The organism is Massilia yuzhufengensis (genome assembly GCF_900112225.1).
Lineage (GTDB): Bacteria > Pseudomonadota > Gammaproteobacteria > Burkholderiales > Burkholderiaceae_D > Telluria > Telluria yuzhufengensis.
Window position 1 is genome coordinate 95,987 of record NZ_FOLD01000013.1, and the last position, 25,117, is coordinate 121,103.

Sequence of the window (25,117 nt, forward strand, 5' to 3'; positions counted from 1 at the left end):
GCCAGGTGTTGTTTTTCGTAACGTAGCCGCCGTTGAACCGATGTTGTCGTGCACTGGAATAAGGCAAAGAAGTTTGATCGAGCTCAACAGTTTGCGTTCTTGCAATCACTGCCACGTCCCGGACGCCCCAGAATGGCGTGGCCATTGGAGGAGTCATCATGTACCGCAAAATCCTGATTACTACCGACGGCTCGGCCGTGTCGCAGCATACGGCCTGCGCCGGCGTCAAATTCGCGCAACAAATGGGCGCGGAAGTGCTGGCCCTGTTCGTCGCGCCCGATTACCAGTATCCGGTGTACGTGGAAATCATCCCGCCCTCCTACCCCAGCGAAGAGGAGTACGTGGCCCAGATGCGCCGCCTCGGTGAAGAGTACATGGGCAAGATCATGCGTTCCTGCGCCGGCGCCAACCTGCAGCATGCGTGCATGACCGCGTTTTCCGACACCGCGGCCCTCAAGATCGTCGACGTCGCCGAGCAGGAAGGGTGCGACCTCATCTTCATGGGCTCGCACGGCCGCAGCGGCTGGGGCCAGCTCCTGCTGGGCAGTGTCACCAATAAAGTGTTGTCGCACACGACCAAGCCAGTGCTGGTGCACCGCCTGATCAGCGAGCCGGCGTCCGGTTGAACCACCAGACGAAAGCACGACAATTGCCTTGGTGAACTTGTGCTAGCCTGAGATTGTCGCTTTCACCATGAAGGAAGATTATGATTCGCATTGTCATTGCCGACGACCACACCATCATGCGCGAAGGGCTCAAGCGCATCCTCGATGGCGCACCGGATATCGAGATCGCCGGTGAAGCGACCAATGGTTTCGAAGTCCTGGCCCAGGTGCGCCAGGGCGGCTTCGACCTGTTGCTGCTCGATTTGTCGATGCCGGGCCGCAGCGGCGTCGACCTGATCCGCCAGGTGCGCAGCGAAGCGCCCAAGCTGTCCATCCTCATCCTGACCATGCACGAGGAAGAGCAGTATGCGGTGCGCGCGATCCGCGCCGGGGCCCAGGGCTACCTGACCAAGGAAAGCGCGGGCACCCAGCTGGTGGGCGCGATCCGCAAGGTGGCCTCGGGGCGCCCCTATATCAGTACCGAGGTGGCCGAGCAGCTGGCCCTGAACATCATGGCGCCCAATGAGCAGTTGCTGCACAAGCAATTGTCTGACCGGGAGTTCGAGGTGTTTTCGCACCTGGTGGGTGGGAAATCGATCACCGAGATCGCCAATGGACTACACCTGTCAGTCAAAACGGTCAGTACGCACAAGACCAGGATCATGCAAAAGATGGGCATGACCTCGCTGTCCGAGATGGTGCAATACGCCGTGGCGCACCGCCTGTTGTCGCCGATGAAGGCATAAGCTTAAAAGTTTTAGACAGTTTGGCGCGGCTTTTGTGCCACTTTCCCCCGCCATGGGGGGCGCCAGCCGCTTCCCTCCGGCATCGCGCCGCCTCACCGCCCGCCCTGCTTCTCTCTCTCTGTAAACTGTCGAGGTAGTCGGATTATTCCTACAAGCCTGACAACCCTCCTACCTACATATTCAGCCTTCGCTGATATCCGTGCCGGACTCGTGTTGGCATACTGAATTCAGCGTTTCGACTTGCTTGCGATCCAAGTCCCAGCGTGAGCCAGCCTGCAGCGGGGTTCGCCTCCACAGTGCCGGTTGCCAGCTCCGCCCCTGTGGTCGCCGCCTGAAACCCGAGTCTTTCACCTGGAGATGAGCATGCAGTCCCAGCCACCGTCAGAACAACGCAATGTCACCCAGCCGACCATGCACTCCCCCATGGAAGCCGGCCGCCAGCGCCAGGGACGCCTCTGGTCCAATCTCAAGGAAGTCTGCGACCTGCTCCGCATCCCGGCGAGCGTTTCGGTGACCTCGGAAGAACTGTTGTTCCAGCACGTGCAATTCAAGACCGGGCAGCGCGTCCACACCATCGGCCAGGCTTTCGACACCCTGTACATCGTCAACTCGGGTTTCCTCAAGACCGTGCTCATCGACGAATTCGGCAACGAGCAGGTGCTGAGCTTCCCGATGAAAGGCGACATGCTGGGCGTGGACGGCATCCACACCCGCCACTACGCCTCGGAAGCTGTGGCCCTGTCCGACTGCGACCTGATCCTGCTGCCGTTCAAGAAGCTCACGGCCCTGGGCCGCGTGCACGCCGAACTCGAGAACATGATGTACGGCGTCATGAGCCGCGAACTGGTGCGCGAGCAAACCATGATCGGCATGCTCGGCGCCCTCTCGGCCGAAGCGCGCGTGGCCCGCTTCCTGGTGTCGCTGGCCGACCGCTTCGCCGCGATGGGCTACTCCAGCAAGCTGTTCAACCTGCGCATGACCCGCCACGAGATCGGCAGCTACCTCGGCCTCACGCTGGAAACCGTCAGCCGCACGCTGTCGGCTTTCAATGAAATCGGGCTCATCACCGTCGACCAGCGCACCATCGGCATCAAGGACCCGGAATCGCTCAAGACCCTGCGCCGCCTGCCACCCTCGCGCTCGCGCACCAAGGGCGGGGCCAAGCAGAAGGCCGAGCTCGAGGCGCCGGGGGACGACCAGGTGCTGGCGACGGCTTGATTCCTCCGCGTCATATAGCAAAGGCCGGCTTCCCTACGGAAGCCGGCCTTTGTCGCGTTGGGTGGTCGGCTTCGCCGACCGCCCTACCGCAGCACATCGTTATTGATCGCGCGCCAGCACGCCATTGTTCACGCGCACCCGGTCACCCTGGCGGAAGCCCGGATCGTTCTCGAACTGCAGGGTCTGCGTTGCGCCGCTGGTGGTATACCGCACCACCACCTCATAGCGCTCGCCGCGCTTCATGTTGCGCTCGATATTGCGGCCGGCAAGGCCGCCCGCCACCGCACCGGCCACCGAGGCGGCGGTACGGCCGCTGCCGCTACCGATCTGGTTGCCGAGCAGGCCGCCCACCACGGCGCCGCCCACGGTGCCCAGGTAGTTGCCATTACCCGACACTTCGATCACATTCACCGCTTCCACCGTCGCGCAATTGGTGCAGTAGCGCGCCTGGCGCGGCTCGGTGGTGCGGGTGGCCGCCAGCAGCGGACGGCCCAGCACCGAGGTGGCGGTACGGCCGTTGGCGCGGATGGTGGCGGTCACGCGGCTGTCGCGGTTGATGCGGTCCGCGTTGCGGATGGTGTAGACGGCGTCGTATTCGCCGGGGCGCACTTCAGGCAGGAAGAATACGCCGCGGGCGCCGGTGATCGCCAGCTCGACGCGGGCGCCAGGGGTGGCGAATACGGTGAAGCGCAGCTCGTTGCCTGGACCCAGGTCGGGGCTGGCCTCCACCTCGAAACGCTGGATCGCCAGGTTCGCGGCCAGCTGGCCACGACGTTCGCCGCGCGGCGCATTCGACTGCAGCAGCGACTCGCGCAGCAGGTTGGTCGCGACCTGGTTGCCCAGGCGCAGGTTGGCGGTGACGCTGCTGTCCGCGCGGATACGGTCGCGGCTGCCGATGGTATAGGTGCCGGTGTACTGGCCCGGTTCCACTTCGGTCAGGTTCAGGTTGCGGGTGGCGCCATCGATGCGCAGGGTGGCGCTGCCACCGGGGCTGCCGTACAGGTCGAAGTGCAGCTCGACGCCCGGCACCAGGCGGCGCACTTCTTCCACGTTGAATCCACTGATGGCCGGGCCATAGGCGCGGTTGTTCTGGTATTGCTGGGCCTGGACGGCGGCGCCGCCCAGGGCGACGGGGCCGAGCGCCACGGCGGTGGCGAACACGGCTTGCAACAGTTTGCGGAAGTGCATGGCTTCTCCTTTGTCATTGGTATTTAGTCCTCAACCAACTTACGCTTCGGCACAACAGGTGTCAGTACGCTAACGAACGCAGTGGACGGCGTCGCCCGACGTCACGTAGATGGTGTCGCCCGCCTCGGGCCGGATCGCATGGCCGCCGGTGAAGGAGCCGAAGGAAGGCAGGATCATGCGCTCCCGCCCGACCACGAAGCACGGCAGGCGCAATGCGTCGAAACGGGTGGCCAGCACATACACCGGATGGATGTGGCCGGCCAGCGCGTAGCCGGGCGTGTCCAGGTCCGGATGGTGGCAGAACGCGAACGGGCCGATCGCATGCGGCTCGTCGACCAGCGCAATGGACAGCGCCCTGGCGGGGTCGCCGGCGTGGCGGTCGTGGTTGCCGCGCACGAGGGTCAGGGCCAGGTCGAGGCGCCGCTGGCGCCAGGCCAGCATCGCCTGCTGGGTGGCGCTGGCGTGGGCCGCGCGCGCGTGCAGGAAGTCGCCCAGGAACACGATGTGGCGCGCCCCATGCGCATCGACCAGGGCGTCCAGGCCCGCGAGGTTCTCGGTGGTGGTCCCGCGCGGCACCGGCACGCCCAGGGAACGGAAGGCGGCCGCCTTGCCGAAGTGGATATCGGCGATGATCAGCATTTTCTCCGCCGGCCAGTACACCGCCTTCTCGGGCAGCAGCAGCATCGATTCGCCGGCAATGCGGACAGCGGTCCCCGTCATGCGGCGGCGGCCTTTTCAAGTTCGCGCACCATGCGCGCGACGCGGTCGGACAGCTTCTCGGTACTGACCTTCTCGCGGAAGCGCTCGACCATCAGCGCGAAGCCGAAGGGCGTGGCGCGCCGCACTTCGCGGAAAGCCACGCGGCGCCCGTGCAATTCATCGAGCGTCTCGCGCAGGCGCGTCAGTTCCAGTTCCTGTTCCAGCACTTCGCGCTGCGCTTGCGTGAGCAGCAGGTTGCCCGCGTCGTGTTTGCGGAAGACCTCGAAGAACAGCGAGGACGAGGCCTGCAGCTGGCGGTTCGATTTCGGCTGCCCCGGATAGCCCTGGAAGATCAGGCCGGCGATGCGCGCGACTTCGCGGAAGCGCTGCTGCGACAGCTGGGTGGCGTTCAGGCTGCCCAGCACGTCTTCCAGCAGGCACTCGGTGGTGAACAGGTCCACCTTGCTCCCCATCGCGCCGGCGAAGATGCGCGGCCAGTCCACCGGCTCGGGGCTGAGCAGCTCGAAGCCGTAGTCGTTGATCGCAATCGAAAAGGTCGAAGGCTGCATGCGCCCGACCCGGAATGCGAACAGCGAGGCCAGCCCCATGTGCACCGAACGTCCTGCGAACGGGTACACGAACAAATGGTAGCCTTCGCGGCTCTTCATGCTTTCCAAAACCAGGGTCTCGCTGGTGGGCAGCGCCGACCAGCGGCACTGGATCTCGATGAGCGGGTGCAGCGCCTGCATTTCCGGGCCTTCGAAGCGCCCTTCTGCCGCCAGGCGCAGCTCTTCCAGCGCGGCGTGCGCCAGTTCCGACGACATCGGCATCTTGGCGCCCTGCCAGCGCGCGATGGCGCCGCGGTTGGTGGTGGCGCGCTTCACGAAGGCGGTCATCTCGTGCACCCGCACGAATTCCAGGATGCGCCCGCCGAACAGGAAGTGGTCGCCCGGCTTCAGGCGCGAGATGAAGGATTCCTCGACGCTGCCGATGCGGCCCCCGCTCATGTACTTCACCGAGATCGACGAGTCGGACACGATGGTGCCGATGCCCATCCTGTGGCGGCGCCCGATGGCGCTGTCCGGCACGCGGTACACGCCCTCCTCGTCCGGCAGCACGCGCCGGTATTCCGGATACACGGTCAGGCTCTGGCCGCCGCGCGCGACGAAATCGAGCGCCCACTGCCACTCTTCTTCGTTCAGCTTGCGGTAGGACCAGGCGCGCCTGACTTCCTCATACAGTTCGGCGGAGATGAAACCGCCGCCCAACGCCACCGTGACCAGGTGCTGCACCAGCACGTCGAAGGGTTTGTTGGGCACGTAGCGCCCTTCGATGCGGCGCGCCGCCACCGCCTTCTTGGCGCCGGCCGCTTCCAGCAGTTCCAGGCTGTTGGTCGGCACCAGGGTCACGCGCGACACCCGCCCTGGCGCGTGGCCGCTGCGCCCGGCCCGCTGCAGCAGGCGCGCGATGCCCTTGGCGCTGCCCACCTGCAGCACGCGCTCGACCGGCAGGAAGTCCACGCCCAAATCCAGGCTGGCGGTGCAGATCACGGCTTTCAGCTCGCCCTTCTTCAGGCCCATCTCGACCCACTCGCGCACCTCGCGGTCGAGCGAGCCGTGGTGCAGCGCGATCACGCCGGCCCAGTCGGGGCGCGCCTCCAGGATGTTCTGGTACCAGACCTCGGACTGCGAGCGGGTATTCGTAAACACCAGGGTGGCGTTGTAGTGCTCGATCTCGTCGATCACCGGCTGCAGCATCTGCAGGCCCATGTGGCCGCCCCAGGGAAAACGCGCCACGTTGGCGGGGATCAGGCAGTCGACCTGGATCTGCTTGCGCAGGTCGCCCTCGACCAGCACGCCCTCGTCGCCGCCCAGCAGTACCTGGCGCGCCAGGTCGAGGTTGCCCATCGTCGCCGACACGCCCCACACCAGCAGTTCCGGGCGCCACTGGCGCAGGCGCGCCAGCGCCAGCTGCACCTGCACCCCGCGCTTGCTGCCCATCAGTTCATGCCACTCGTCGATGACGATCATGTCGAGGTGCTTGAACTGTTCGGCGGCGGCCGCGTGGCTGAGCATCAGCGACAGGCTTTCGGGCGTCGTCACCAGCGTGGCCGGCATGCTCCTGGTCTGGCGCGCGCGCTCGGCCGAACCGGTATCGCCGGTGCGGGCGCCGATTTTCCACTCCGGCATGAGCTGGGCGGCCGATTCTTCCAGCGCGCGCTGGGTGTCGGCGGCGAGCGCGCGCATCGGCGTGATCCACAGCACGCGCAGGCCCGCCGTATGGCGGCCGGACTTGAGCCCGGCGCGCTGCAGGGCGGCGAACCACACGGCGAAGGTCTTGCCGGCGCCGGTGTTCGCATGCAGCAGGCCCGACTCGCCCTTCAGGGCCGCCTTCCACACGTTGCGCTGGAAGGGAAAGACCTTCCAGCCACGCGCTTCGAACCAGGCGTCGATGCGTTCGGTAACGGGATTCTTTTTACTCATGCACCGGCAGCGGCCAGCAGGCCTTTCAGGGTATCGAGGGTGTCGGCTTCGTCCACCGGCTTGTCCTGGCGGCGCCGCAGAATGCGCGGGAAGCGTACCGCGACCCCGGCCTTGTGGCGGGTAGAGAGCGCAATGCCCTCGAAGCCCAGTTCGAACACCATGGTCGGTTTGACGGAGCGCACCGGCCCGAATTTTTCAATCGTCGTCTTGCGCACCACATTGTCCACCTGCGCGATCTCGGCGTCGGTCAGGCCGGAATAGGCTTTGGCGAAGGGCACCAGCCTGCGTTCCTCGCCTTCCCCATCCCACACGGCGAAGGTATAGTCGGTATAGAGCGAGGCGCGGCGCCCGCTGCCGGCCTGGGCGTAGATCAGCACCGCGTCCACCGTGTAGGGGTCGACCTTCCATTTCCACCAGGTGCCGACATCCTTGGTGCGGCCCACGCCGTACTGGGCGCTGCGCGCCTTGAGCATCATGCCTTCCACCCCGCGCATGCGCGATTCCGTGCGCAGCGCCGCCAGCGCATCCCAGCTGTCAGCCTTGATCACGGGCGATGCGCGCAGCTGGGGCGATGCGGCGGCGGCCACTTCGGTTTCCATCAGCGCGCGCCGCTCGTGCTGGGGCAGCGCGCGCAGGTCGACGCCGCCGAACTCCAGCAAGTCGTAGCAGCACAGCACCGCCGGCAGTTCGCCCAGCAGCTTGGCGCTCAGGGTCTTGCGGCCGATGCGCTTCTGCAGGTCGGCGAAGGGCGCCGGCGCGTCGCAGCCCGGCTGCCAGATCAGCACTTCGCCATCGAGCACCGTGCCTTCCGGGATGACGACCCGCGCCAGCTCCGGGAAGCGTTCGGTGATCAGGTCTTCGCCGCGCGACCACAGGTAATTCTGGCCGCCGCGGCGCACCAGCTGGGCGCGGATGCCGTCGTACTTCCATTCCACCTGCCAGTCGTTGATCTCGCCCAAGGCGGACGGTTCGCCCTGCAGCTGGTGGGCCAGGAAGAAGGGATAGGGCTGGCCGCCGCGCAGCTTGTGCTCTTCATCGGACTGCTCGGCGATGAGCTGCAGGAAGCTGGTGGCGGTGGGCCGCACCGAATTGTCGGTCCAGCCCATCAGGCGCTGGGCGATCAGCTTGCTGTCCACGGCCGCAATGGCCGCCAGCGCGCGCGTGACCAGCAGGCGCGAGACGCCAACCCGGAAGCCCCCGCCGATCAGTTTCACGAACAGGAAACGCTCGCGCCAGTCCAGTTCATCCCAGGCCGCAAAGAGCGCTTCGCGGATGGTGCCCGGATCGGCGCCGCGCAGCGGGCCGATGCGCTCTTCCATCCACTGCGCCAGTCCGAGGTCGCTGCGGCGGCTGGGCGGCGGCAGGATGTGGGCGATGGTCTCGGCCATGTCGCCGACCGCATGGTAGGACTCGTCGAACAGCCATTCGTCCAGTCCCGCGTATTGGATCGCATACTGGCGCAGCAGCTTGGTCGGCACCGCCTGGCGCGGCTTGCCGCCAGCGAGGAAGTACACGGCCCACGCCGCGTTTTCCGGTGCGGCCTGCGAGAAGTACTGCTGCAGGGCGTCGAGCTTGCGGGTGGTGGAGGTGGTTTCGTCGAGGTCGGCGTAGAGGCGGGCGAATTCACGCATCGGGCGCTCCCGCTTGCGGCTCCGGCTCGGCCTTCGACGCGGCGGCGCCTGCGGGCGGCGTGGACTCGTCTTCTTCCTCGTCGCCGTATTCGGTATCGAAGCCCTTGGCGTCCAGCCCGTTCTGGCACAGCCAGCGCACCATGGTGGGAATCGAGCCATGGGTGACGATGACCTGCTCGGCCTGGGTAGCCTTGATGGCGCTCATCAGGCCGGGCCAGTCGGCATGGTCCGACAGCACGAAGCCGCGGTCCACGCCACGCCGGCGCCGCGCGCCGCGCAGCAGCATCCAGCCGCTGGCGAAGGAATCGCTGTAGTCGCCGAAGCGCTTCATCCAGGGCGAGCCGCTGGCCGAGGGCGGCGCGATCACGATGGCGCGCCGCAGCGCCGCCTTGTCGATGTCGCTGACCATGACGGTTTCCGGCAGGTCGACGCCGCCGGCGCGGTAGACGCGGTTGAGCGGCTCCACCGCGCCATGGCAGACGATCGGGCCAATGCTCGGATCGAGCCGCGACAGGATGCGCTGGGCCTTGCCGAAGGAATACGCGAACACCACGCTGCAACGCCCGTCGTCGGCATTGCGGCGCCACCAGGCGTTGATCTCGTCGATGGTCTGCTGCTCGGGTTCCCAGCGGTAGATCGGCAGCCCGAAAGTGGATTCGGTGATGAAGGTGTCGCAGCGCACCGGCTCGAAGGGAGCGCAGGTTTTATCCGGTTCCACCTTGTAGTCGCCCGAGGCCACCCATACTTCGCCGCCGCACTCCATGCGCACCTGGGCCGACCCCAGCACGTGGCCGGCCGGGTGCAGCGAGATGGTGACCCCGTTGTGGGTCACGGTGGCGCCGTATTCGATGCCGTCGATGTTGATGTCTTGCCCAAGGCGCGAGCGCAGCACGTTCACGCCGGCAGACGTGGACAGGTAATGGCCATGGCCGACCCGCGCATGGTCGCCATGGGCGTGCGTGATCACGGCCCGGTCCACCGGGCGCCAGGGATCAATATAGAACTGGCCGGGTACGCAATACAGCCCCTCCTTGCGGACGACTACCATGTCTCCCATGCGTTCCTTTCATTGTTGCGGCGCCGCCTGGGCGGGCTTGAGCGGCTTGAGAAAACCTGCCAGGAAGGTGCGCGGCTCTTCCTGGCCGGGAAACTCCAGGGTTACCTGGTCGCCGGCGACGGCCACCACGATGCCCTCGCCGAACTTCGGCGACCTGGCGCGCCCGCCGATTTCAAAGTGCGGACCGCTCGGTGCCGGCGCCGGCTCGCGGTCGAACTCGTCGTCGCGGATGATGATGTCGTCAAGCAGCGTCAATGCCGGTGGATTCAGGCAGTTATCGCACTTGCAGCAGTGTTCGAAGCCGTCAACTTCGTCGCCAAAATAGTCCAGCAGCAGCTTCCAGCGGCAAAATCCGCTTACTGCGTAGCCTACCATTTGATCGAGCGCCACACGGTCCCGTTCAGCCTTCTGAACATAGACCTCAGCTAATTTCTCGAACACTCCCGGTTCAGGCTCCTTGCTCGAAGGCACGAACTCGAGCTTGCGGTTCTGGCGCAGCAGCTTGCCGTCCTTCAGCAGCTTCAGGCAGACCTTGAGCTTGGCCTCGCCCGCCTCTTCCAGCGCGCTTTCCAGGCGCTCGCAGCTCAGCGGACCTTCTTGCGCCAGTTCGCGCGCGACCGTGTAGACAGTCTGCAGCTCGGCCGCTGCCGGGTAATGCTTGACCAGGAAGAATTGCTGGATGCGCTTGTCGTCCTGCAGGAACAGCAGGGTGCAGTGGGCGTCCAGCCCGTCACGGCCGGCGCGGCCCGACTCCTGGTAATAGGACTCGAGGTTGGCCGGGATCTGCAGGTGGATGACAAAGCGCGTATCGCTCTTGTCGATGCCCATGCCGAAGGCATTGGTGGCCACCATGACGCGGCGCTCGCCGCTCATGAACATGTCCTGGTTATGCTTGCGCTCGGCGGACGGTAATTTGCCGTGGTAGATCGTGACCGACTCGCCGGCTTCTTCCAGCACGGCCAGCATTTCCTCGGCCACCTTGACGGTGGCGGCGTAGACGATGCCGATGCCCTCGTTCTGCTGCACCAGCCTCAGTGCCTGCTGCAGCTTTTCCTGGGCATTGGTGACCTGCACCACGCTGTAGTGCAGGTTCGGGCGGTAGATGCCGGTATTGATCACATTGAGCTTGCGGCCCAGCTGCTTGCCGATGTCGGCGATGACCTCGTCGGTGGCGGTGGCCGTGAGCGCCAGCACCGGCGGCTTGCCGAGGGCGTCGATGGCGGCGCCCAGGCCGATGTAAGCGGTGCGAAAATCGTGGCCCCACTGCGAGATGCAGTGGGCTTCGTCGATCACGACGATGTCGAGCGTGACGGTTTTCAGCAGCGCGATGAATTCGGGCGAGACCAGGCGTTCCGGCGTGCAGAACACGATTTCGCAGGATTGGCTGGCGATCGCCTCGAGCGCGCCGGCTTCTTCTTCCGCATTCAGGCTGCTGTTGACCTGGACCGAGCGGATGCCGAGCTCGTCGAGCTTCTCGAGCTGGTCTTTCATCAGCGAGATCAGGGGCGAGACGACGATGGTGATCCCGACAAGCATCTTGGCGGGAATCTGGTAACACAGCGACTTGCCGCCGCCGGTTGGCATGATGGCCAGGGTGTCCTTGCCGTCAAGGACACTGTCGATCACGCGTTGCTGGCCGTCGCGCAGTTGCTCGATCCCGAAAGTCGAGCGCAGCAGGCGACGGATGGTGTTGCGGCGCACGGCAAGCATGCCGCGGTGCAGGAGGGTGGGTTCGTATGTGGTCATGATGCGCACCACTGTATGCCCCCGGCATCGCGCTCACTATAGGACGCAGCCTACCTCGCCCGTAGGAAGTCAACTTTTTTGCGGTAACTCACAATCACCGTGACAATGTCACAAGGTTTATTCCTACAACTCCACGGAGGTTTTGACTATGGTTAAGGCCGGAAAGGCGTCCTAAGATGGGAGCCATCATCACGACACATCTATCGATCAGGGAGTCTCATCATGGCACGCCATCATCCAATGACCTGGACCGCAGTCCACCTGGCCCTGGCCAGTGCGGCCACCTGGCTGCTGCTGGAAACCGAGGCGCTGACCGGGGCGTTGCTGGTGGCGTTTCACTGATTTGCACGCAAAATTGGGGCCTGGCCTGCGCCGGGACGACGTGCCGGGGCTAACGCTTAGCGCATGTGTTGATCGATGCTCGTAGCACCGTCGTACCGGCGAAGGCCGGTACCCAAGTCAAAAAACAAACGCCATGTCTCAACAGAGAACATGGCGTTTTTGCATCAAGCCGCCTTCGCTTCCACAACGTCCTCTTCCACCGGCTGCCGCATCAGGTAGTCAAACGCCGCCAGCGACGCCTTGGCCCCCTCGCCCACCGCGATCACGATCTGCTTGAACGGCACCGTGGTCACGTCCCCGGCCGCGAACACGCCCGGCACCGAGGTCTGCCCACGCGCATCGACTTCGATCTCGCCATGCGCCGACAGTTCCATCGTGCCCTTGAGCCATTCGGCATTGGGCACCAGGCCGATCTGCACGAACACGCCTTCCAGGTCGATCCGGTGCAGCTGGTTCGTATTGCGGTCCTTGTACGACAGGCCGTTGACGATCTGGCCGTCGCCGTGCACCTCGGTGGTCTGCGCCGACTTGATGACGGTGACGTTCTTCAGCGAGTTCAGCTTGCGCTGCAGGACCGCGTCGGCGCGCAGCTCGGCGCCGAATTCGATCAGGGTCACTTCCTTGACGATGCCCGCCAGGTCGATCGCCGCCTCGACGCCCGAATTGCCGCCGCCGATCACGGCCACGCGCTTGCCCTTGAACAGCGGGCCGTCGCAGTGCGGGCAGTACGCCACGCCCTTGTTGCGGTATTCCTTCTCGCCCGGCACGTTGATTTCGCGCCAGCGGGCGCCGGTGGCCAGGATCACGGTCTTGCTCTTGAGGACAGCGCCGGTTTCCGTATGCACCTCGATCAGCTTGCCCTGCACCAGCTTGTTGGCGCGCTGGGTATTCATGATGTCGACTTCGTAGTGCTTGACGTGCTCTTCCAGGGCGACGGCGAATTTCGGGCCGTCGGTTTCCTTCATCGAGACAAAGTTCTCGATGGCGAGCGTGTCCAGCACCTGGCCGCCGAAGCGGTCGGCCAGCACGCCGGTACGGATGCCCTTGCGGGCGGCGTAGATGGCCGCGGCCGCGCCTGCAGGGCCGCCGCCGACGATCAGCACGTCGAACGGGTCTTTGGTGTTCAGTTCGGCAGCCTTGCGGGCGCCGGCCTTGGTGTCGATCTTGGCGAGGATCTCTTCGACGCTGGTGCGGCCCTGGCCGAAGTGCTGGCCGTTCAGGAACATCATCGGTACCGCCATGATCTGGCGCGCTTCGACTTCGCTCTTGAACACGCCGCCGTCGATGGCGACGACCTTGATGCGTGGATTAATCACCGACATCGAATTGAGCGCCTGCACCACTTCAGGGCAGTTATGGCAGCTCAGCGAAATGAAGGTCTCGAAGACGTAATCGCCTTCCAGGTTGCGGATCTGCTCGATGACCGACGCGTCGAGCTTGATCGGGTGGCCACCCACCTGCAGCAGCGCCAGCACCAGCGACGAGAATTCGTGGCCCAGCGGGAGGCCGGCGAAACGCACGCCGATATCGGTGCCCACGCGCTGGATCGCGAACGAAGGCTTGCGCTCGTTGGCGTCGTCGCTCTGGCGCACCGTGATCTTGTCGCTCAGCGCGGCAATTTCAGCCAGCAGCTCATCCATTTCACGTGCTTTGGGGGAATCATCCAGCGATGCAACGAGCTCAATTGGCTGCACCACTTTTTCCAGATAGGCCTGCAATTGCTTCTTGAGGGTTGCGTCCAGCATGGTATTTTCCTTAATTGGTGTTAACGAGAGCAGAAATGCACCGGGCCGCCGCGGCGGCCCGGCAGGGTACTACTCAAGCAGGTGCTTAGATCTTGCCGACCAGGTCCAGCGACGGGGTCAGGGTTTCAGCGCCTTCGGTCCACTTGGCCGGGCAGACTTCACCTGGGTGCGAAGCGACGTACTGGGCTGCCTTCACTTTGCGCATCAGTTCCGATGCGTCGCGGCCGATGCCGTTGTCGTGCACTTCCATGACCTTGATCTGGCCTTCCGGATTGATCACGAAGGTACCGCGCAGTGCCATGCCTTCTTCTTCGATCATGACTTCGAAATTGCGCGACAGGACGCCGGTCGGGTCGCCGATCAGCGGGTAGTTCACTTTCTTGATGGCTTCCGAGGTATCGAACCATGCCTTGTGGGCGAAGTGGCTGTCGGTCGACACGCCGTACACCTTCACGCCCATCTTTTCGAATTCCGGCTGGAACGCAGCCAGGTCTTCCAGTTCGGTCGGGCAAACGAAGGTGAAGTCAGCCGGGTAGAACATGACGACCGACCAGGTGCCCTTGAAGTTCTCTTCGGTCAGATCGATGAATTTGTTGTTGCTGAAAGCGGTTGCTTTGAACGGCTTGATCTGGGTGTTGATAAGGGACATGTAATCTCCTGTTTCGGGGTTGATGAAGTTGATAGACGCCAGTGTACCGCTCTGGTCGACTTTTGTGAAATTGATTGATACGATACTGCCGATTGATTTTGACTATCAGTGGCGCAGCCCGTGCAGTGTGGACGAAATGACAGCGGGGTGCAACCCGCGCTGTGAGTCAACGTAGGGTGGTCGGCGCCGCCGACCGCGCGTTCACATCATCATGAGCCGCTTGAACGCGCGGCCGGCAAGCCGGCCACCCTACGCTATCGGATCAATCAGGCGGTAGTGGCAGCGCCGACCGTCTGCTCGCAAGTCGGCAGGATCAGCGTAAAGGTCGAGCCCTCGCCCGGCTTGCTGGTCACGCGCAACTCGCCCCCATGCGACACCGCCAGCTGGCGCGAGATGTACAGGCCCAGGCCGAGGCCCTTGGGCTCGCCGTTGCGCGCGCCGCGTTCATAGGGCTCGAAGATGCGATCCAGGTCGCTCGGGGCGATGCCCTTGCCTTCGTCGCGCACGTCGATGCGCACCGTGTCGCCGGCGTACTGCACGCTCACCTCCACCGGCTGGCCGCCGCCGTAGCGCAGCGCATTGGTGAGCAGGTTGACCACCACCTGCTCGATGCGGAACTCGTCCCAGCAGCCCTGCACCGGATGGTGCGGCCGCAGCGCCAGCGTGGTGCCCATGCTGGAGGCCTGCAGCGACAGGTCGCTGACGACGCGCTCGAGCAGGTCGATCAGTTCCACCTGGGCCGGACGGATCGACAGCTGGCCGCTGCGCATGCGCGAGACGTCGAGCATGTCGTCGATCAGGCGGATCATGGCCTTGATCTGGCGTTCGTCGCGCTTGATCATGGCGTCGAACTGGTCGGGATTGATGGTGGCCAGCGTGCCGCGCTTGAGCTGCAGGCTGCGCATCTGCGCTTCCAGGAACAGGGTATTGAGCGGCGTGCGCAGTTCGTGCGCCACCAGCGACATGAATTCGTCGCGCATGCGCAGCGAGCGTTGCAGCTCTTCCTGGGTCTGGTTCAGTTCGCGCAGCAGGGTTTCCTGCTCCTGGCGGCTGCGCTCCAGCGCCGCCATCTGGCGCTGCATCTGGCGGCGCTGCTGGTCGAGCGTGACGAACACGCTGGCCTTGCTGCGCACCGCGTCCGGGTCGAGCGGCTTGTACAGGAAGTCCACCGCGCCGGTCTCGTAGCCCTTGAAGGCGTAATTGAGTTCGCGCCCGGCGGCCGACACGAACACGATCGGGATGTTGCGGGTGCGGTCGGTACCGCGCATCAGTTCGGCCAGCTCGAAGCCGTCCATGTCCGGCATCTGCACGTCGAGGATGGCGAGCGCGAACTCGTGTTCGAGCATCAGCGCCAGCGCCTCGTCGCCGCTCGATGCCTGGAACACGAGGCGCTCAGGGGCCCGGATCAGGGCGTCGAGCGCACGCAGGTTTTCCGGCAGGTCGTCGACGATGAGGAGTTTGGTTGGATCTTGGACGCTCATTGGGTCTCCAGCATGGGAAGCAGTGTCCGGATGCCGGACAGTGGGAGCACGAGATGGGGTGCACAGCGGCGGATGGCTTCTCCGGGCATCGCGCTGGCCTGGGCCTCTTCAGGGTCCTGCACCACGGTCAGGCCGCCGCGTTCGCGGATGCGGCACATGCCGTCGGCGCCATCGTGGTTGGCGCCGGTCAGCAGGATGCCGGCCAGTGCGGGACCGTAGGCGATGGCGGCGGACTCCATCAGCACATCGATCGCAGGGCGGGCGAAATGCACGGGCGGTTCGCAGCTCAGCGAAAAACAGCGCTCGCGCTCGACCGACAGATGATACCCCGAACCGGCGAAGTAGATCACCCCGCCCTCGATGGCTTCCTTGTCGCGCGCTTCGCGCACCGGCAGCGCGCTGCGCTGGTCGAAAAGCTCGGCCAGGCGGCTGTCGCGGTCGGCCGGCACGTGCAGGATGCACACCACTGCCGCGCTGAAGCCGCGGGGAATCGCCGGCAGCAGCCCGACCAGCGCATCGACCCCGCCGGCCGAGCCGCCGATGACGACCAGTTCGATGTGGCGCCCGCGCAGCGCCTCCTTGACGTCGTCCTGCGCCGTCACATCGCACCCTTGCGGAAGATGCGCTCGCGCCGCGCCAGTACGTCGAAACGGTCGGCATGGCTGGAGAAATCGATACTCTCCTTGCTGCCCAGGCCCAGGAAGCCGCGGTAGCACAGCGACTCGTGGAACAGGCCGAGCACGCGGTCCTGCAGCTTGCGGTTGAAGTAGATCAGCACATTGCGGCAGCTGACGAAATGGGTCTCCGAGAACACGCTGTCGGTGGCCAGGCTGTGGTCGGCGAAGGTCACGTTCTCGACCAGCACGCGGTCGAACAGCGCGCCGTCGTAGGCGGCCGTGTAGTACTCGGAAAACGCGCGCTTGCCGCCGGCCTTCTGGTAGTTCTCGGTGTACAGGCGCATGCGGTCGAGCGCGAACACGCCGCGCCGCGCCGCTTCCAGCGAGGCCGGGTTGATGTCGGTGGCGTAGATGATGCTGCGTTCGAGCAGACCTTCTTCCTGCAGCAGGATGGCCAGCGAATACACCTCTTCGCCGGTGCTGCAGCCGGCCACCCACAGCTTGAGCGACGGGTAGGTCTTCAGGAAGGGCACCACCTGTTCGCGGATCGCGAGGAAGTACTCGGGGTCGCGGAACATCTCGGTCACGGGAATCGTCAGGAACTGCAGCAGCTGGGCGAAGCCGTCCGGCGCGTGCATGACCTTCTCCTGCAGCGCGGAGACGGTCTCGCATTCCATCTCGCGCATGGCCACCAGGATGCGGCGCTTCTGCGACGCGCCGGTGTAGTCGCGGAAGTCGTAGTTGTACTTCAGGTAGACCGCTTCGACCAGCATTTTCAGCTCGATGTCGAAGTCGTCCGGCTGGTTGACTAGCGTATTCAAATGCGCTCCAGGGTCGGCATCCAGACCCGCAGCAGCGAGTACAGGCGGCCCAGGTCGATCGGCTTGGCCAGGTAATCGTTGGCGCCGGCGGCCAGGCACTGCTCCTGGTCGTCCTTCATAGCCTTGGCCGTGATGGCGATCATGGGCAGGCGGTCGAAGCGGCCGTCGGCGCGGATGCGGCGCATTGCTTCCAGTCCGTCCATCCCCGGCATCATCACGTCCATCAGCACCAGGTCGATCGAGGCCACCTCGTCGAGCTTGGCGATCGCCTCGAAGCCGTTGCGGCCCACTTCCACTTTCGCGCCGCGCGACTCCAGCGCGCTGGTCAGGGCGAACACGTTGCGCACGTCGTCGTCCACCAGCAGGATGGTGCGGCCCTCGAACACGCGGTCGCGCCCGCGCACGGCCTTGAGCATGGTCTGGCGCTCGGACGACAGTTCGCTCTCGACCTTGTGCAGGAACAGCGTGACTTCGTCCAGCAGGCGCTCGGGCGAGCGCGCGCCCTTGATGATGATCGAGCGCGAATACTTGAGCAGCTCGGCTTCTTCGTCGCGCGTCAGGTTGCGGCCGGTGTAGACGATCACCGGCGGGAACGAGCACAGTTCTTCATGCGACATGCGCTCGAGCAGCTCCCTGCCCTGCATGTCGGGCAGCTTGAGGTCGATGATCATGCAATCGAAGATCTGCTGGTGCAGCAGCGCCAGCGCTTCGCCGGCGGTGCCGACCGCATTGATCTCGACGTCCGCGTCGGCGATAAGGCGCACCACGCTCTCGCGCTGGCGCTCGTCGTCCTCGACCAGCAGCACGCGCTTGATCTTCTGGCTCGATTTTTCCTGCAGCTTGCGGAATACCTCTTCCAGGTCCTCGCGCGAGGCGGGTTTAAGCGCATAGCCGATCGCGCCCAGGTGCAGGGCCTCGCCGCCGTTTTCCACGCTCGAGACGATGTGCACCGGGATGTGGCGGGTCGATGGGTTGTCCTTGAGCTGCTGCAGCACCGACAGGCCGGAGCCGTCCGGCAGCCGGATATCGAGCAGCACCGCGTCCGGCTTCTGGCTGGCGGCCAGCGCCAGGCCTTCGCCGGCGCTCAGGCCCACCAGGCAGCGGTAATCGAGTTCGTGCGCCAGGTCGAACAGGATGCGTGCGAATTCCGGCTCGTCCTCGATCACCAGAACGGTGCGGGTGCCCGCGGCCGGCAGGTCGCGGTCGTCCGGGAAGCTGGCCGCCGGCTCGGTGTGCGCCGGGGCCGCGGCCGGCGCGGCGGTCGCCGCCATCGGCATTGCGACCGGCATGCTCGGCGCCGGCGGCGGCGACGCGGATACCGCGCCGCTGCGCGGCAGGCTCAGGGTGAACTGGCTGCCCTCGCCCGGGGTGCTCGACACGCCCAGGCTGCCGCCCAGCAGGTTGGTCAGGTCGCGCGAGATCGACAGGCCCAGGCCGGTGCCGCCGAAACGGCGGCTGGTGGTGCCGTCGGCCTGGTGGAAGGCATCGAAGATCTTGTCCTGCTGCTCGGGCGCGATGCCGATCCCGGAATCGCGCACGCCGAACTGCACCCAGCCTTCCGGCGTGACCGACACCGTCATGCGCACTGCGCCGCTGTCGGTGAACTTGACCGCGTTCGACAGCAGGTTCTTGAGGATCTGCTCGAGGCGCTGGCGGTCGGTGACGATGGTGGCCGGCACGTTTGGATCGATCGACACGCTGAAGTCGAGCGACTTCTGGCGCGCCAGCGGCTCGAAGGTGCGCGCCATGCCTTCCACCACGCGGCGCAGCGGCAGGTCTTCCGGCACCAGTTCCAGCTTGCCCGCTTCGACCTTCGAGATGTCGAGGATGTCGTTGATCAGGTGTAGCAGGTCGTTGCCGGCGCCGTAGATGGTCTGGGCAAAGCGCACCTGCTCGTCATTGAGGTTGCCGGTGGTGTTATCGGCCAGCAGCTTGGCCAGGATCAGCGAGCTGTTGAGCGGCGTGCGCAGCTCGTGCGACATATTGGCCAGGAACTCGGACTTGTAGCGGCTGGCGCGCTCCAGCTCCAGCGCGCGCTGGCGCAGCTGGTCCTGGGCGCCGGTCAGGGCCGCATTCTTCATGTCGAGGTTGAGCGCCTGCTCGGCCAGCTGGTCGTTGGTGGCGCGCAGTTCGGATTGCTGGTTTTCCAGCGCGGTCTGCGATTCTTCCAGTGCGCGCGACTGCTCTTCCAGTTCCTCGTTGGCGGTGCGCAGCTCTTCCTGCTGGACCTGCAGTTCTTCGTTCAGGGTTTGCGTTTCTTCCAGCGCGTGCTGCAGCCGCAGGCGGTACAGCACCGCCGCGATCGAGGCGCCCACGGCCGGCGCCACCAGGTCCATGAATTCGCGGTCGCGCTCGGCCACCGGGTGCAGGAAGCCGATCTCGATCACGCCCTTGATCTTGCCGTGGTTGTGGACCGGCGCGATCAGCAGTTCGCGCGGCGCGCTCTCGCCCAGGCTGGAGGCCACCTTGATGTAACCGGGCGGCAGGTCCTTCAGGACCACGATGCGGTTTTCCACGGCGGCGCGGCTGGCCAGCGAGTCGCCCGGCATCAGCACTTGCGCGTCGTCGGCGGCGTCGTAGGCAAAGCCATAGGCGCCGATGCGGCGCAGCACGCCGTCCTCGCCATACGAATACATGGACGCCACCACGCCGTCCAGGTAGCCGGTAAGCTGGCGCAGCACGGCATCGGCCAGCGGCTCGAGCGAATGGATGCCCGTGCTGATCGCAGCCAGTTCGGTCTGGCCGGAGCGCAGCCAGTCCTGGTGGCGCAGCTGCGTATTGTGTTCGGCTTCCTGGTCCAGCGTCTCCTGGTAGGAGCTCGACAGCGACACCAGCTGGCGCCGGCCGAACAATGCCAGGCCGATACCAACCAGCAGGCTCAGTACCAGGAAGCTGGCGACCGACCAGGTGGTCACGCGGCGGGCCTGCTCGTTACGCTCCTGCAGCAGGCGGCGCTCGGCGTCGAGGAACAGCTCGAAGGTTCGGCGAATGTCGTCGGTCAGGTTCTTGCCGCGGCTGGCGCGCACCGGGCCGACCACGTCGCCGTCGGCGCGGCGCAGCGCGATCATTTCGCTGGCGAACTGCTCCCACTGGGTCTGGGCCGACTGGATCCGGCGCACCCGGTCAGTCTGCACCGCATTGTCCTTGACCATGTCGCCCAGGTCGTCCAGGCCATCGCGCATGCGCTGCTTGGCCAGCATGTAGGGCGACAGGAAGGCCTCGTCGTCGGCGATGAGGTAGCCGCGCATGCCGGTTTCCATTTCGGCCGACAGCTTGCTCACTTCCTGCGCGCTGCCGATCACCCGCTCGGAGTGCTCGACCCAGTTCAGGACGTTGATCAGGTAGGCGATGATGCCGACGAAGACGATCGCCGTCACGACGCTCATTGCCAGGGGCAAGGCGACGTTCCGGGTCAGGATGCGGCGAAACTGGGAATTATCGATGGATGTGCCGGACATGCGTGACCAAATGTTAGGAAAAAAATATCCTAAGTGTAACGCATGGCCTCGATTATGGTCACACGATTGGGTGTCCGGAACACCACATATATTGTCAATACGAAAATATTAAAGGTGTTTCGCCAGGTAAGGCGCCGTGCGGCTGGCCTTGCAGGCTGCCACCTCGTCCGGCGGCCCGGCGCAGACCAGCTTCCCGCCTTCGTCGCCGGCCCCCGGTCCGACGTCGATCACCCAGTCGCAGCCCGCCACCACGCGCATCGTGTGCTCGACCACGATCACGGTATTGCCGGCATCGACCAGGCGATTGAGCTGCAGCACCAGGCGGTCGGCGTCGCGCGGGTGCAGGCCGGTGGTCGGCTCGTCCAGCACGTACAGGGTGTTGCCGCGGCCGGCGCGCTGCAGTTCCGACGCCAGCTTGATGCGCTGGGCCTCGCCGCCCGACAGTTCGGTGGCCGGCTGGCCCAGGCGCAGGTAATCCAGGCCCACTTCGCGCAGCACCTCCAGCGCGCGCTCGACCAGCGGCTCGCCTTCGAAGAAGGCAATCGCCTCGCCCACCGTCATGCCCAGCACCTCGGCGATGTTGCGGCCGCGGTAGCGCACCTCCAGCGTCTTGGCGTTGTAGCGCGCGCCCTCGCAGGTCGGGCAAGGCGCGTACACGCTCGGCAGGAACAGCAGCTCGACCATCACGAAACCTTCGCCGGCGCAGTGCTCGCAGCGGCCCTTGGCGACATTGAACGAGAAGCGCCCGGCGTCGTAGCGGCGCTTTTTCGCGTCGGGCGTGGCGGCGAACAGCTTGCGCACCTGGTCGAACAGGCCGGTATAGGTCGCCAGGTTGGAGCGCGGGGTGCGGCCGATCGGCTTCTGGTCGACCCGCACCATGCGCCGCACGCCTTCCATGCCGGCCACGATGCGCCCTTCCAGCGGCAGGACGGCATCCTGTTCCAGGCCAGGTTCCTCGGCTTCGGCTTCCGCTTCCGGCGCCGCGTGGCCGAGTGCCGCGGCGACCAGCTCCACCAGCACCTGGCTGACCAGGCTCGATTTGCCGGAGCCGGACACCCCGGTGACGGCGCTGAGCACCCCGAGCGGGAACTGCGCGTCCAACCCGTGCAGGTTGTTGCGGCTCACACCCTCCAGGCGCAGCCAGCCGCTCGGTTCGCGCGGGGTGCGGCGCGGCAGCGGGAGTTCGTCGAACAGGTAGCGGCGGGTCTGCGAGTCGGCCACCTTCTTCAGGCCCTGCGGCACGCCGCTGTAGAGCACCTGCCCGCCCTTCTCCCCCGCCGCGGGGCCGACGTCGACGATCCAGTCGGCCTGGCGGATCACGTCCAGCGCGTGCTCGACCACGAACAGCGAATTGCCGGCCGCCTTCAGCTGGGCCAGCGCGTCGAGCAGGGCTTCGGTGTCGGCCGGGTGCAGGCCGGCCGAAGGTTCGTCGAGCACGTAGACCACGCCGAACAGGTTCGAGCGCACCTGGGTGGCCAGGCGCAGGCGCTGCAATTCGCCCGGCGAGAGCGTCGGCGTGCTGCGGTCCAGCGCCAGGTAGCCCAGGCCCAGGTCGAGCAGCACGCCCAGGCGCGCGCACAGGTCTTCGGCGATGCGCTGGGTGACGATCATCTGCTCCGGATGTTCGCGGGCGCGCAATTTGTCGGTCTTGGCGGTGCCGGCCGCGTAGGGCCCGAGCAGCTCGGACAGCCGCGCCAGCGGCATGCGCGACAGGTCCATGATGTCGATGCCGGCGAAGGTCACCGACAACGCTTCCTGGCGCAGCCGCTTGCCGCGGCACAGCGGGCATTCGGTACTGACCATGTAGCGCGCCACGCGCTTCTTCATCGAGGCGCTCTCGGTATTGGCGAAGGTCTGCAGCACATAGCGCCGCGCGCCCGTAAACGTGCCCTGGTAGCTCGGCGTGTCCTTGCGCCTGAGCGCCGCCTTGGTTTCCCTGGGCGTCAGGCCCGCATACACGGGAACCGACGGGGTCTCGTCGGTGAACAGGATCCAGTCGCGGTCTTTTTTGGGCAGCTCGCGCCAGGGCGTGTCGACGTCGTAGCCCATCGTCACCAGGATGTCGCGCAGGTTCTGGCCATGCCAGGCCGGCGGCCAGGCCGCCACCGCGCGCTCGCGGATAGTCAGCGTATCGTCCGGCACCAGCGACTGTTCGGTCACTTCATACACGCGGCCCAGGCCCGAGCACTCGGGGCAGGCGCCTTCCGGGGTATTCGGCGAAAACGATTCGGCGTAGAGCAGCTCCTGCCCCGCCGGATAGTCGCCGGCGCGCGAATACAGCATGCGCAGGGAATTCGACAGCGTGCTGACGCTGCCGACCGAGGAGCGCGCGGTGGGCGAGCCGCGCTGCTGCTGCAGCGCTACCGCCGGCGGCAGGCCGTCGATCTCGTCGACTTCCGGCACCGGCATCTGGTGGAACAGCCGGCGCGCGTAGGGCGACACCGATTCCAGGTAGCGCCGCTGGGCTTCCGCGTACAGCGTGCCGAAGGCCAGCGAGGACTTGCCCGAGCCCGACACGCCGGTGAACACCACCAGCGCCCCGCGCGGGATGTCGACGTCGACGTTCTTGAGGTTGTGTTCGCGGGCGCCGCGCACCCGGACGAAACCGACGTGGCTTTCGCCTGCGCCTGAGGTCACCTTGTCTTTGTTGCGCATGCCATCCCCGCCATCATGGTCGATGGGCCATTCTCCCCCGCAAGCGCCGGCCCGACTGTGCGCTTTCGAACAGTTAAGGATGATCCGCGAGGGCGGCCAGGCGCGCAACCACGCTGTCGATGCCGTCCGGCGCGCGGAAGCGACGGCTGACTTCCTTGGCCCGCGAGGCGACAGCTGCGCCCGCAACCCGGCCCAGGGCGCCGGCCAGGGGGCCCGGCGCCAGCCGCGCCGCGCGCAGGCTGGCGCCCACGCCGAGCGCCCTAACTCGCGCGGCGTTGTCGAACTGGTCGTGGGCCAGCGGCACCACCAGTTGCGGCGTGCCGGCGCGCAGCGCTTCGGCGGTGGTGCCGATGCCGCCGTGGTGCACCAGCGCGGCCACGTGCGGCAGCAAAGCGCGCAGCGGCACGTAGTCTTGCCACAGCACGGGCGACGGCAGGTGGGCCGGCAGCTGCCCGCGGTGCGGCGTCAGGAAGATCGCGCGCAGGCCGCGCCGCGCGCAGGCCGCCAGCGCGCAGCGGAAATAGTAGGCCGCCTGGCGATTGCCGGTGCCCGGCGTGAACACCACCGGCGGCGCGCCAGCCTCGATGAAGCGGGCGATCTCCGGCGCCAGCCCGGCATGCGGGTTGGGGTCGTAGAGCGGGAAGCCGGCGCGCAGCATGGGCTGGGGCCAGTCGGGCTGGGTGGGTGCGAACCATTCCGGGAACAGGGTGACCGACAGGTCCGGCACGCGCACGATGTGCTCGACCAGGTCCGCCACTGGGGCCAGGCCGTGGGTCGCCCGCGCCGCGTTCACATCGGGCAGCGCTACCTGGTTGATGAGGCGTTCGCCCAGGCTGCGCCACAGCCAGCGCCGCGCCGCCAGCGGCACCCAGCGCGGCACCGCCCACGGCCCCAGCATCAGCGGGTCGTGCACGGTCGGCAGGTTCGATGGCGCCAGGTAGGCCGCCGCCACCTTCAGGCCAGGACGGCCGGCGCGGCACAGGTCGGCCTCGGGCAGGGCCAGCGGATGGGCCAGCAGCACGATGCGCTCCCCGGCGGGCAGCGCGGCCACGAAGCCGGGGATCAGCGCCATGGCCGGGCGGGTCGCACGCCAGACCACGGCCAGGCCGCGGGTCGGGTGCCACAGGTCGGGATGGTCGAGCACCGCGTCGTCGGCCGGCAGGCCGTGGAACGCCAGTCCGGCCTGCGCCACGAAGGGCGCGTGCTGTTGCGGCCCCAGCATGGTCACGCGGTGGCCGGCGCCGTGCACTGCCAGCGCCACGCGCATGAAGGGGAACAGGTCGCCGGCCGAACCGATGGTGACAACGACGAAGTGGACCGGAGACATGGCGTGGCCGGGCAAGGATCAGAAAGTGAGCGTGCCTTCGATCGAGTCGTCCAGTGTCTTGCCGATGACGGCGCCGACCATCACTTTCGCGCCGGCGACCGCGTCGCCGTGCTTGTTGTCCCAGTAGTAGCCGCGGCGCGGGATGAAGCGGATGACCGTCACGCGCGGATCGTCCTCGCCTTCGGTGAACCAGGTCTTGAGCATGAAATTCCACAGCTCGTGAATGCGCTCGCGGTCGGTGAGCACGTCCGCATAGCCCTCGACCTCGAGGAAGCCGGAGTGCGAACCCCTCTGGAAGTAGAGCTTGACCGCCGGGTTGGCCGCCAGTTCCTTGTTCTTGTGGCTGTCGCTGGCGCTCAGGAACCACAGCTGGCCGGAATCGTCCGCCTCGCGCACGCTCATCGGGCGCATGCCGCGGTTCGGCCCGATGCCCCCCTGCGTCACGAAGAAACACGTGTCCGCGTCATCCACGATGTCCTTGAGCCGCTGTACCGCTTCGGGTCCGCTCAGGTCGAGGCGGTTCTGTTCTGGCTGGTTACGATTGATTGAATCCATAAGGTCTCCCTTAGGCCAGGGTGGCCGTTAAGAAACACTCTACCTGCGATGCACCAAACGGTATGTTGGCACACTAACACTAACGGTAAATACG

The 25,117-nt window shown here is 66.1% G+C and carries 18 protein-coding genes; 3 read left to right on the top strand and 15 right to left on the bottom strand.

What is annotated here, in order from left to right; all coding sequences use genetic code 11:
• Positions 1-158 precede the first annotated feature (158 nt).
• The 3 genes from BM031_RS12825 to BM031_RS12835 all read left to right on the top strand — a co-directional run bounded on the left by BM031_RS12825 (position 159) and on the right by BM031_RS12835 (position 2,569).
• Positions 159-626 (top strand): universal stress protein, encoded by a 468-nt coding sequence (locus BM031_RS12825; RefSeq protein ID WP_091874964.1) that lies wholly within the window; start codon positions 159-161, stop codon positions 624-626.
• Positions 627-706: 80 nt separating this feature from the next.
• Positions 707-1,351, top strand: coding sequence for a response regulator (locus BM031_RS12830; protein WP_091874965.1), 645 nt, complete (start codon positions 707-709; stop codon positions 1,349-1,351).
• A 423-nt stretch (positions 1,352-1,774) separates the two neighbouring features.
• Positions 1,775-2,569, top strand: coding sequence for a Crp/Fnr family transcriptional regulator (locus tag BM031_RS12835; RefSeq protein ID WP_091874966.1), 795 nt, complete (start codon positions 1,775-1,777; stop codon positions 2,567-2,569).
• Between the two features lie 99 nt (positions 2,570-2,668).
• Here BM031_RS12835 and BM031_RS12840 read toward each other — a convergent pair whose 3' ends face one another.
• From BM031_RS12840 to BM031_RS12910, 15 genes are all read right to left on the bottom strand, one after another.
• Positions 2,669-3,757 (bottom strand): glycine zipper 2TM domain-containing protein, encoded by a 1,089-nt coding sequence (locus BM031_RS12840; protein WP_091874967.1) that lies wholly within the window; start codon positions 3,755-3,757, stop codon positions 2,669-2,671.
• 69 nt (positions 3,758-3,826) lie between these two features.
• Positions 3,827-4,477, bottom strand: coding sequence for a ligase-associated DNA damage response endonuclease PdeM (pdeM, locus tag BM031_RS12845; protein ID WP_091874968.1), 651 nt, complete (start codon positions 4,475-4,477; stop codon positions 3,827-3,829).
• Positions 4,474-6,939, bottom strand: a complete 2,466-nt coding sequence (locus BM031_RS12850) for a ligase-associated DNA damage response DEXH box helicase (protein ID WP_091874969.1) — start codon at positions 6,937-6,939, stop codon at positions 4,474-4,476. The genes pdeM and BM031_RS12850 overlap by 4 nt, the downstream gene beginning before the upstream one ends.
• The gene (locus BM031_RS12855; protein WP_091874970.1) at positions 6,936-8,570 is read right to left on the bottom strand and encodes an ATP-dependent DNA ligase; all 1,635 of its coding nucleotides are present in this window, start codon (positions 8,568-8,570) and stop codon (positions 6,936-6,938) included. The genes BM031_RS12850 and BM031_RS12855 overlap by 4 nt, the downstream gene beginning before the upstream one ends.
• The gene (locus tag BM031_RS12860; RefSeq protein WP_091874971.1) at positions 8,563-9,627 is read right to left on the bottom strand and encodes a ligase-associated DNA damage response exonuclease; all 1,065 of its coding nucleotides are present in this window, start codon (positions 9,625-9,627) and stop codon (positions 8,563-8,565) included. The genes BM031_RS12855 and BM031_RS12860 overlap by 8 nt, the downstream gene beginning before the upstream one ends.
• A gap of 9 nt (positions 9,628-9,636) precedes the next feature.
• Positions 9,637-11,373 carry a RecQ family ATP-dependent DNA helicase gene (locus BM031_RS12865; RefSeq protein WP_091874995.1) on the bottom strand — a complete coding sequence of 579 codons (1,737 nt, stop codon included), beginning with the start codon at positions 11,371-11,373 and terminating at the stop codon, positions 9,637-9,639.
• A 506-nt stretch (positions 11,374-11,879) separates the two neighbouring features.
• Positions 11,880-13,460 carry an alkyl hydroperoxide reductase subunit F gene (ahpF, locus tag BM031_RS12870; RefSeq protein WP_091874972.1) on the bottom strand — a complete coding sequence of 527 codons (1,581 nt, stop codon included), beginning with the start codon at positions 13,458-13,460 and terminating at the stop codon, positions 11,880-11,882.
• An 85-nt stretch (positions 13,461-13,545) separates the two neighbouring features.
• Positions 13,546-14,109, bottom strand: a complete 564-nt coding sequence (gene ahpC, locus BM031_RS12875; protein WP_091874973.1) for an alkyl hydroperoxide reductase subunit C — start codon at positions 14,107-14,109, stop codon at positions 13,546-13,548.
• Positions 14,110-14,375: 266 nt separating this feature from the next.
• On the bottom strand, positions 14,376-15,590 hold the full coding sequence (locus tag BM031_RS12880) for a hybrid sensor histidine kinase/response regulator (RefSeq protein ID WP_091874974.1): 1,215 nt from the start codon (positions 15,588-15,590) through the stop codon (positions 14,376-14,378).
• Positions 15,587-16,192 (bottom strand): chemotaxis protein CheB, encoded by a 606-nt coding sequence (locus tag BM031_RS12885; protein WP_091874975.1) that lies wholly within the window; start codon positions 16,190-16,192, stop codon positions 15,587-15,589. Before BM031_RS12885 ends, BM031_RS12880 begins: the two co-directional genes overlap by 4 nt.
• Positions 16,189-16,980 carry a CheR family methyltransferase gene (locus BM031_RS12890; protein WP_091874996.1) on the bottom strand — a complete coding sequence of 264 codons (792 nt, stop codon included), beginning with the start codon at positions 16,978-16,980 and terminating at the stop codon, positions 16,189-16,191. Before BM031_RS12890 ends, BM031_RS12885 begins: the two co-directional genes overlap by 4 nt.
• A gap of 44 nt (positions 16,981-17,024) precedes the next feature.
• Positions 17,025-20,486: a response regulator gene (locus BM031_RS12895; RefSeq protein WP_091874976.1), complete on the bottom strand. Its 3,462-nt coding sequence runs from the start codon at positions 20,484-20,486 to the stop codon at positions 17,025-17,027.
• 108 nt (positions 20,487-20,594) lie between these two features.
• On the bottom strand, positions 20,595-23,141 hold the full coding sequence (locus tag BM031_RS12900; protein WP_091874977.1) for an excinuclease ABC subunit UvrA: 2,547 nt from the start codon (positions 23,139-23,141) through the stop codon (positions 20,595-20,597).
• 73 nt (positions 23,142-23,214) lie between these two features.
• Positions 23,215-24,468: a glycosyltransferase gene (locus BM031_RS12905; protein ID WP_091874978.1), complete on the bottom strand. Its 1,254-nt coding sequence runs from the start codon at positions 24,466-24,468 to the stop codon at positions 23,215-23,217.
• 18 nt (positions 24,469-24,486) lie between these two features.
• Positions 24,487-25,023, bottom strand: coding sequence for a pyridoxamine 5'-phosphate oxidase family protein (locus BM031_RS12910; protein WP_091874979.1), 537 nt, complete (start codon positions 25,021-25,023; stop codon positions 24,487-24,489).
• Positions 25,024-25,117: the final 94 nt, after the last annotated feature.

What these genes read in the sequence shown, in the direction of transcription:
- BM031_RS12895 (WP_091874976.1), bottom strand. Translation starts at nt 20,486, where the DNA reads ATGTCCGGCACATCCATCGATAATTCCCAGTTTCGCCGCATCCTGACC.
- BM031_RS12900 (WP_091874977.1), bottom strand. Translation starts at nt 23,141, where the DNA reads ATGCGCAACAAAGACAAGGTGACCTCAGGCGCAGGCGAAAGCCACGTC.
- BM031_RS12855 (WP_091874970.1), bottom strand. Translation starts at nt 8,570, where the DNA reads ATGCGTGAATTCGCCCGCCTCTACGCCGACCTCGACGAAACCACCTCC.
- BM031_RS12830 (WP_091874965.1), top strand. Translation starts at nt 707, where the DNA reads ATGATTCGCATTGTCATTGCCGACGACCACACCATCATGCGCGAAGGG.
- BM031_RS12905 (WP_091874978.1), bottom strand. Translation starts at nt 24,468, where the DNA reads ATGTCTCCGGTCCACTTCGTCGTTGTCACCATCGGTTCGGCCGGCGAC.
- BM031_RS12910 (WP_091874979.1), bottom strand. Translation starts at nt 25,023, where the DNA reads ATGGATTCAATCAATCGTAACCAGCCAGAACAGAACCGCCTCGACCTG.
- BM031_RS12865 (WP_091874995.1), bottom strand. Translation starts at nt 11,373, where the DNA reads ATGACCACATACGAACCCACCCTCCTGCACCGCGGCATGCTTGCCGTG.
- BM031_RS12860 (WP_091874971.1), bottom strand. Translation starts at nt 9,627, where the DNA reads ATGGGAGACATGGTAGTCGTCCGCAAGGAGGGGCTGTATTGCGTACCC.
- ahpF (WP_091874972.1), bottom strand. Translation starts at nt 13,460, where the DNA reads ATGCTGGACGCAACCCTCAAGAAGCAATTGCAGGCCTATCTGGAAAAA.
- pdeM (WP_091874968.1), bottom strand. Translation starts at nt 4,477, where the DNA reads ATGACGGGGACCGCTGTCCGCATTGCCGGCGAATCGATGCTGCTGCTG.
- BM031_RS12840 (WP_091874967.1), bottom strand. Translation starts at nt 3,757, where the DNA reads ATGCACTTCCGCAAACTGTTGCAAGCCGTGTTCGCCACCGCCGTGGCG.
- BM031_RS12850 (WP_091874969.1), bottom strand. Translation starts at nt 6,939, where the DNA reads ATGAGTAAAAAGAATCCCGTTACCGAACGCATCGACGCCTGGTTCGAA.
- BM031_RS12890 (WP_091874996.1), bottom strand. Translation starts at nt 16,980, where the DNA reads ATGCTGGTCGAAGCGGTCTACCTGAAGTACAACTACGACTTCCGCGAC.
- BM031_RS12880 (WP_091874974.1), bottom strand. Translation starts at nt 15,590, where the DNA reads ATGAGCGTCCAAGATCCAACCAAACTCCTCATCGTCGACGACCTGCCG.
- BM031_RS12825 (WP_091874964.1), top strand. Translation starts at nt 159, where the DNA reads ATGTACCGCAAAATCCTGATTACTACCGACGGCTCGGCCGTGTCGCAG.
- ahpC (WP_091874973.1), bottom strand. Translation starts at nt 14,109, where the DNA reads ATGTCCCTTATCAACACCCAGATCAAGCCGTTCAAAGCAACCGCTTTC.
- BM031_RS12835 (WP_091874966.1), top strand. Translation starts at nt 1,775, where the DNA reads ATGGAAGCCGGCCGCCAGCGCCAGGGACGCCTCTGGTCCAATCTCAAG.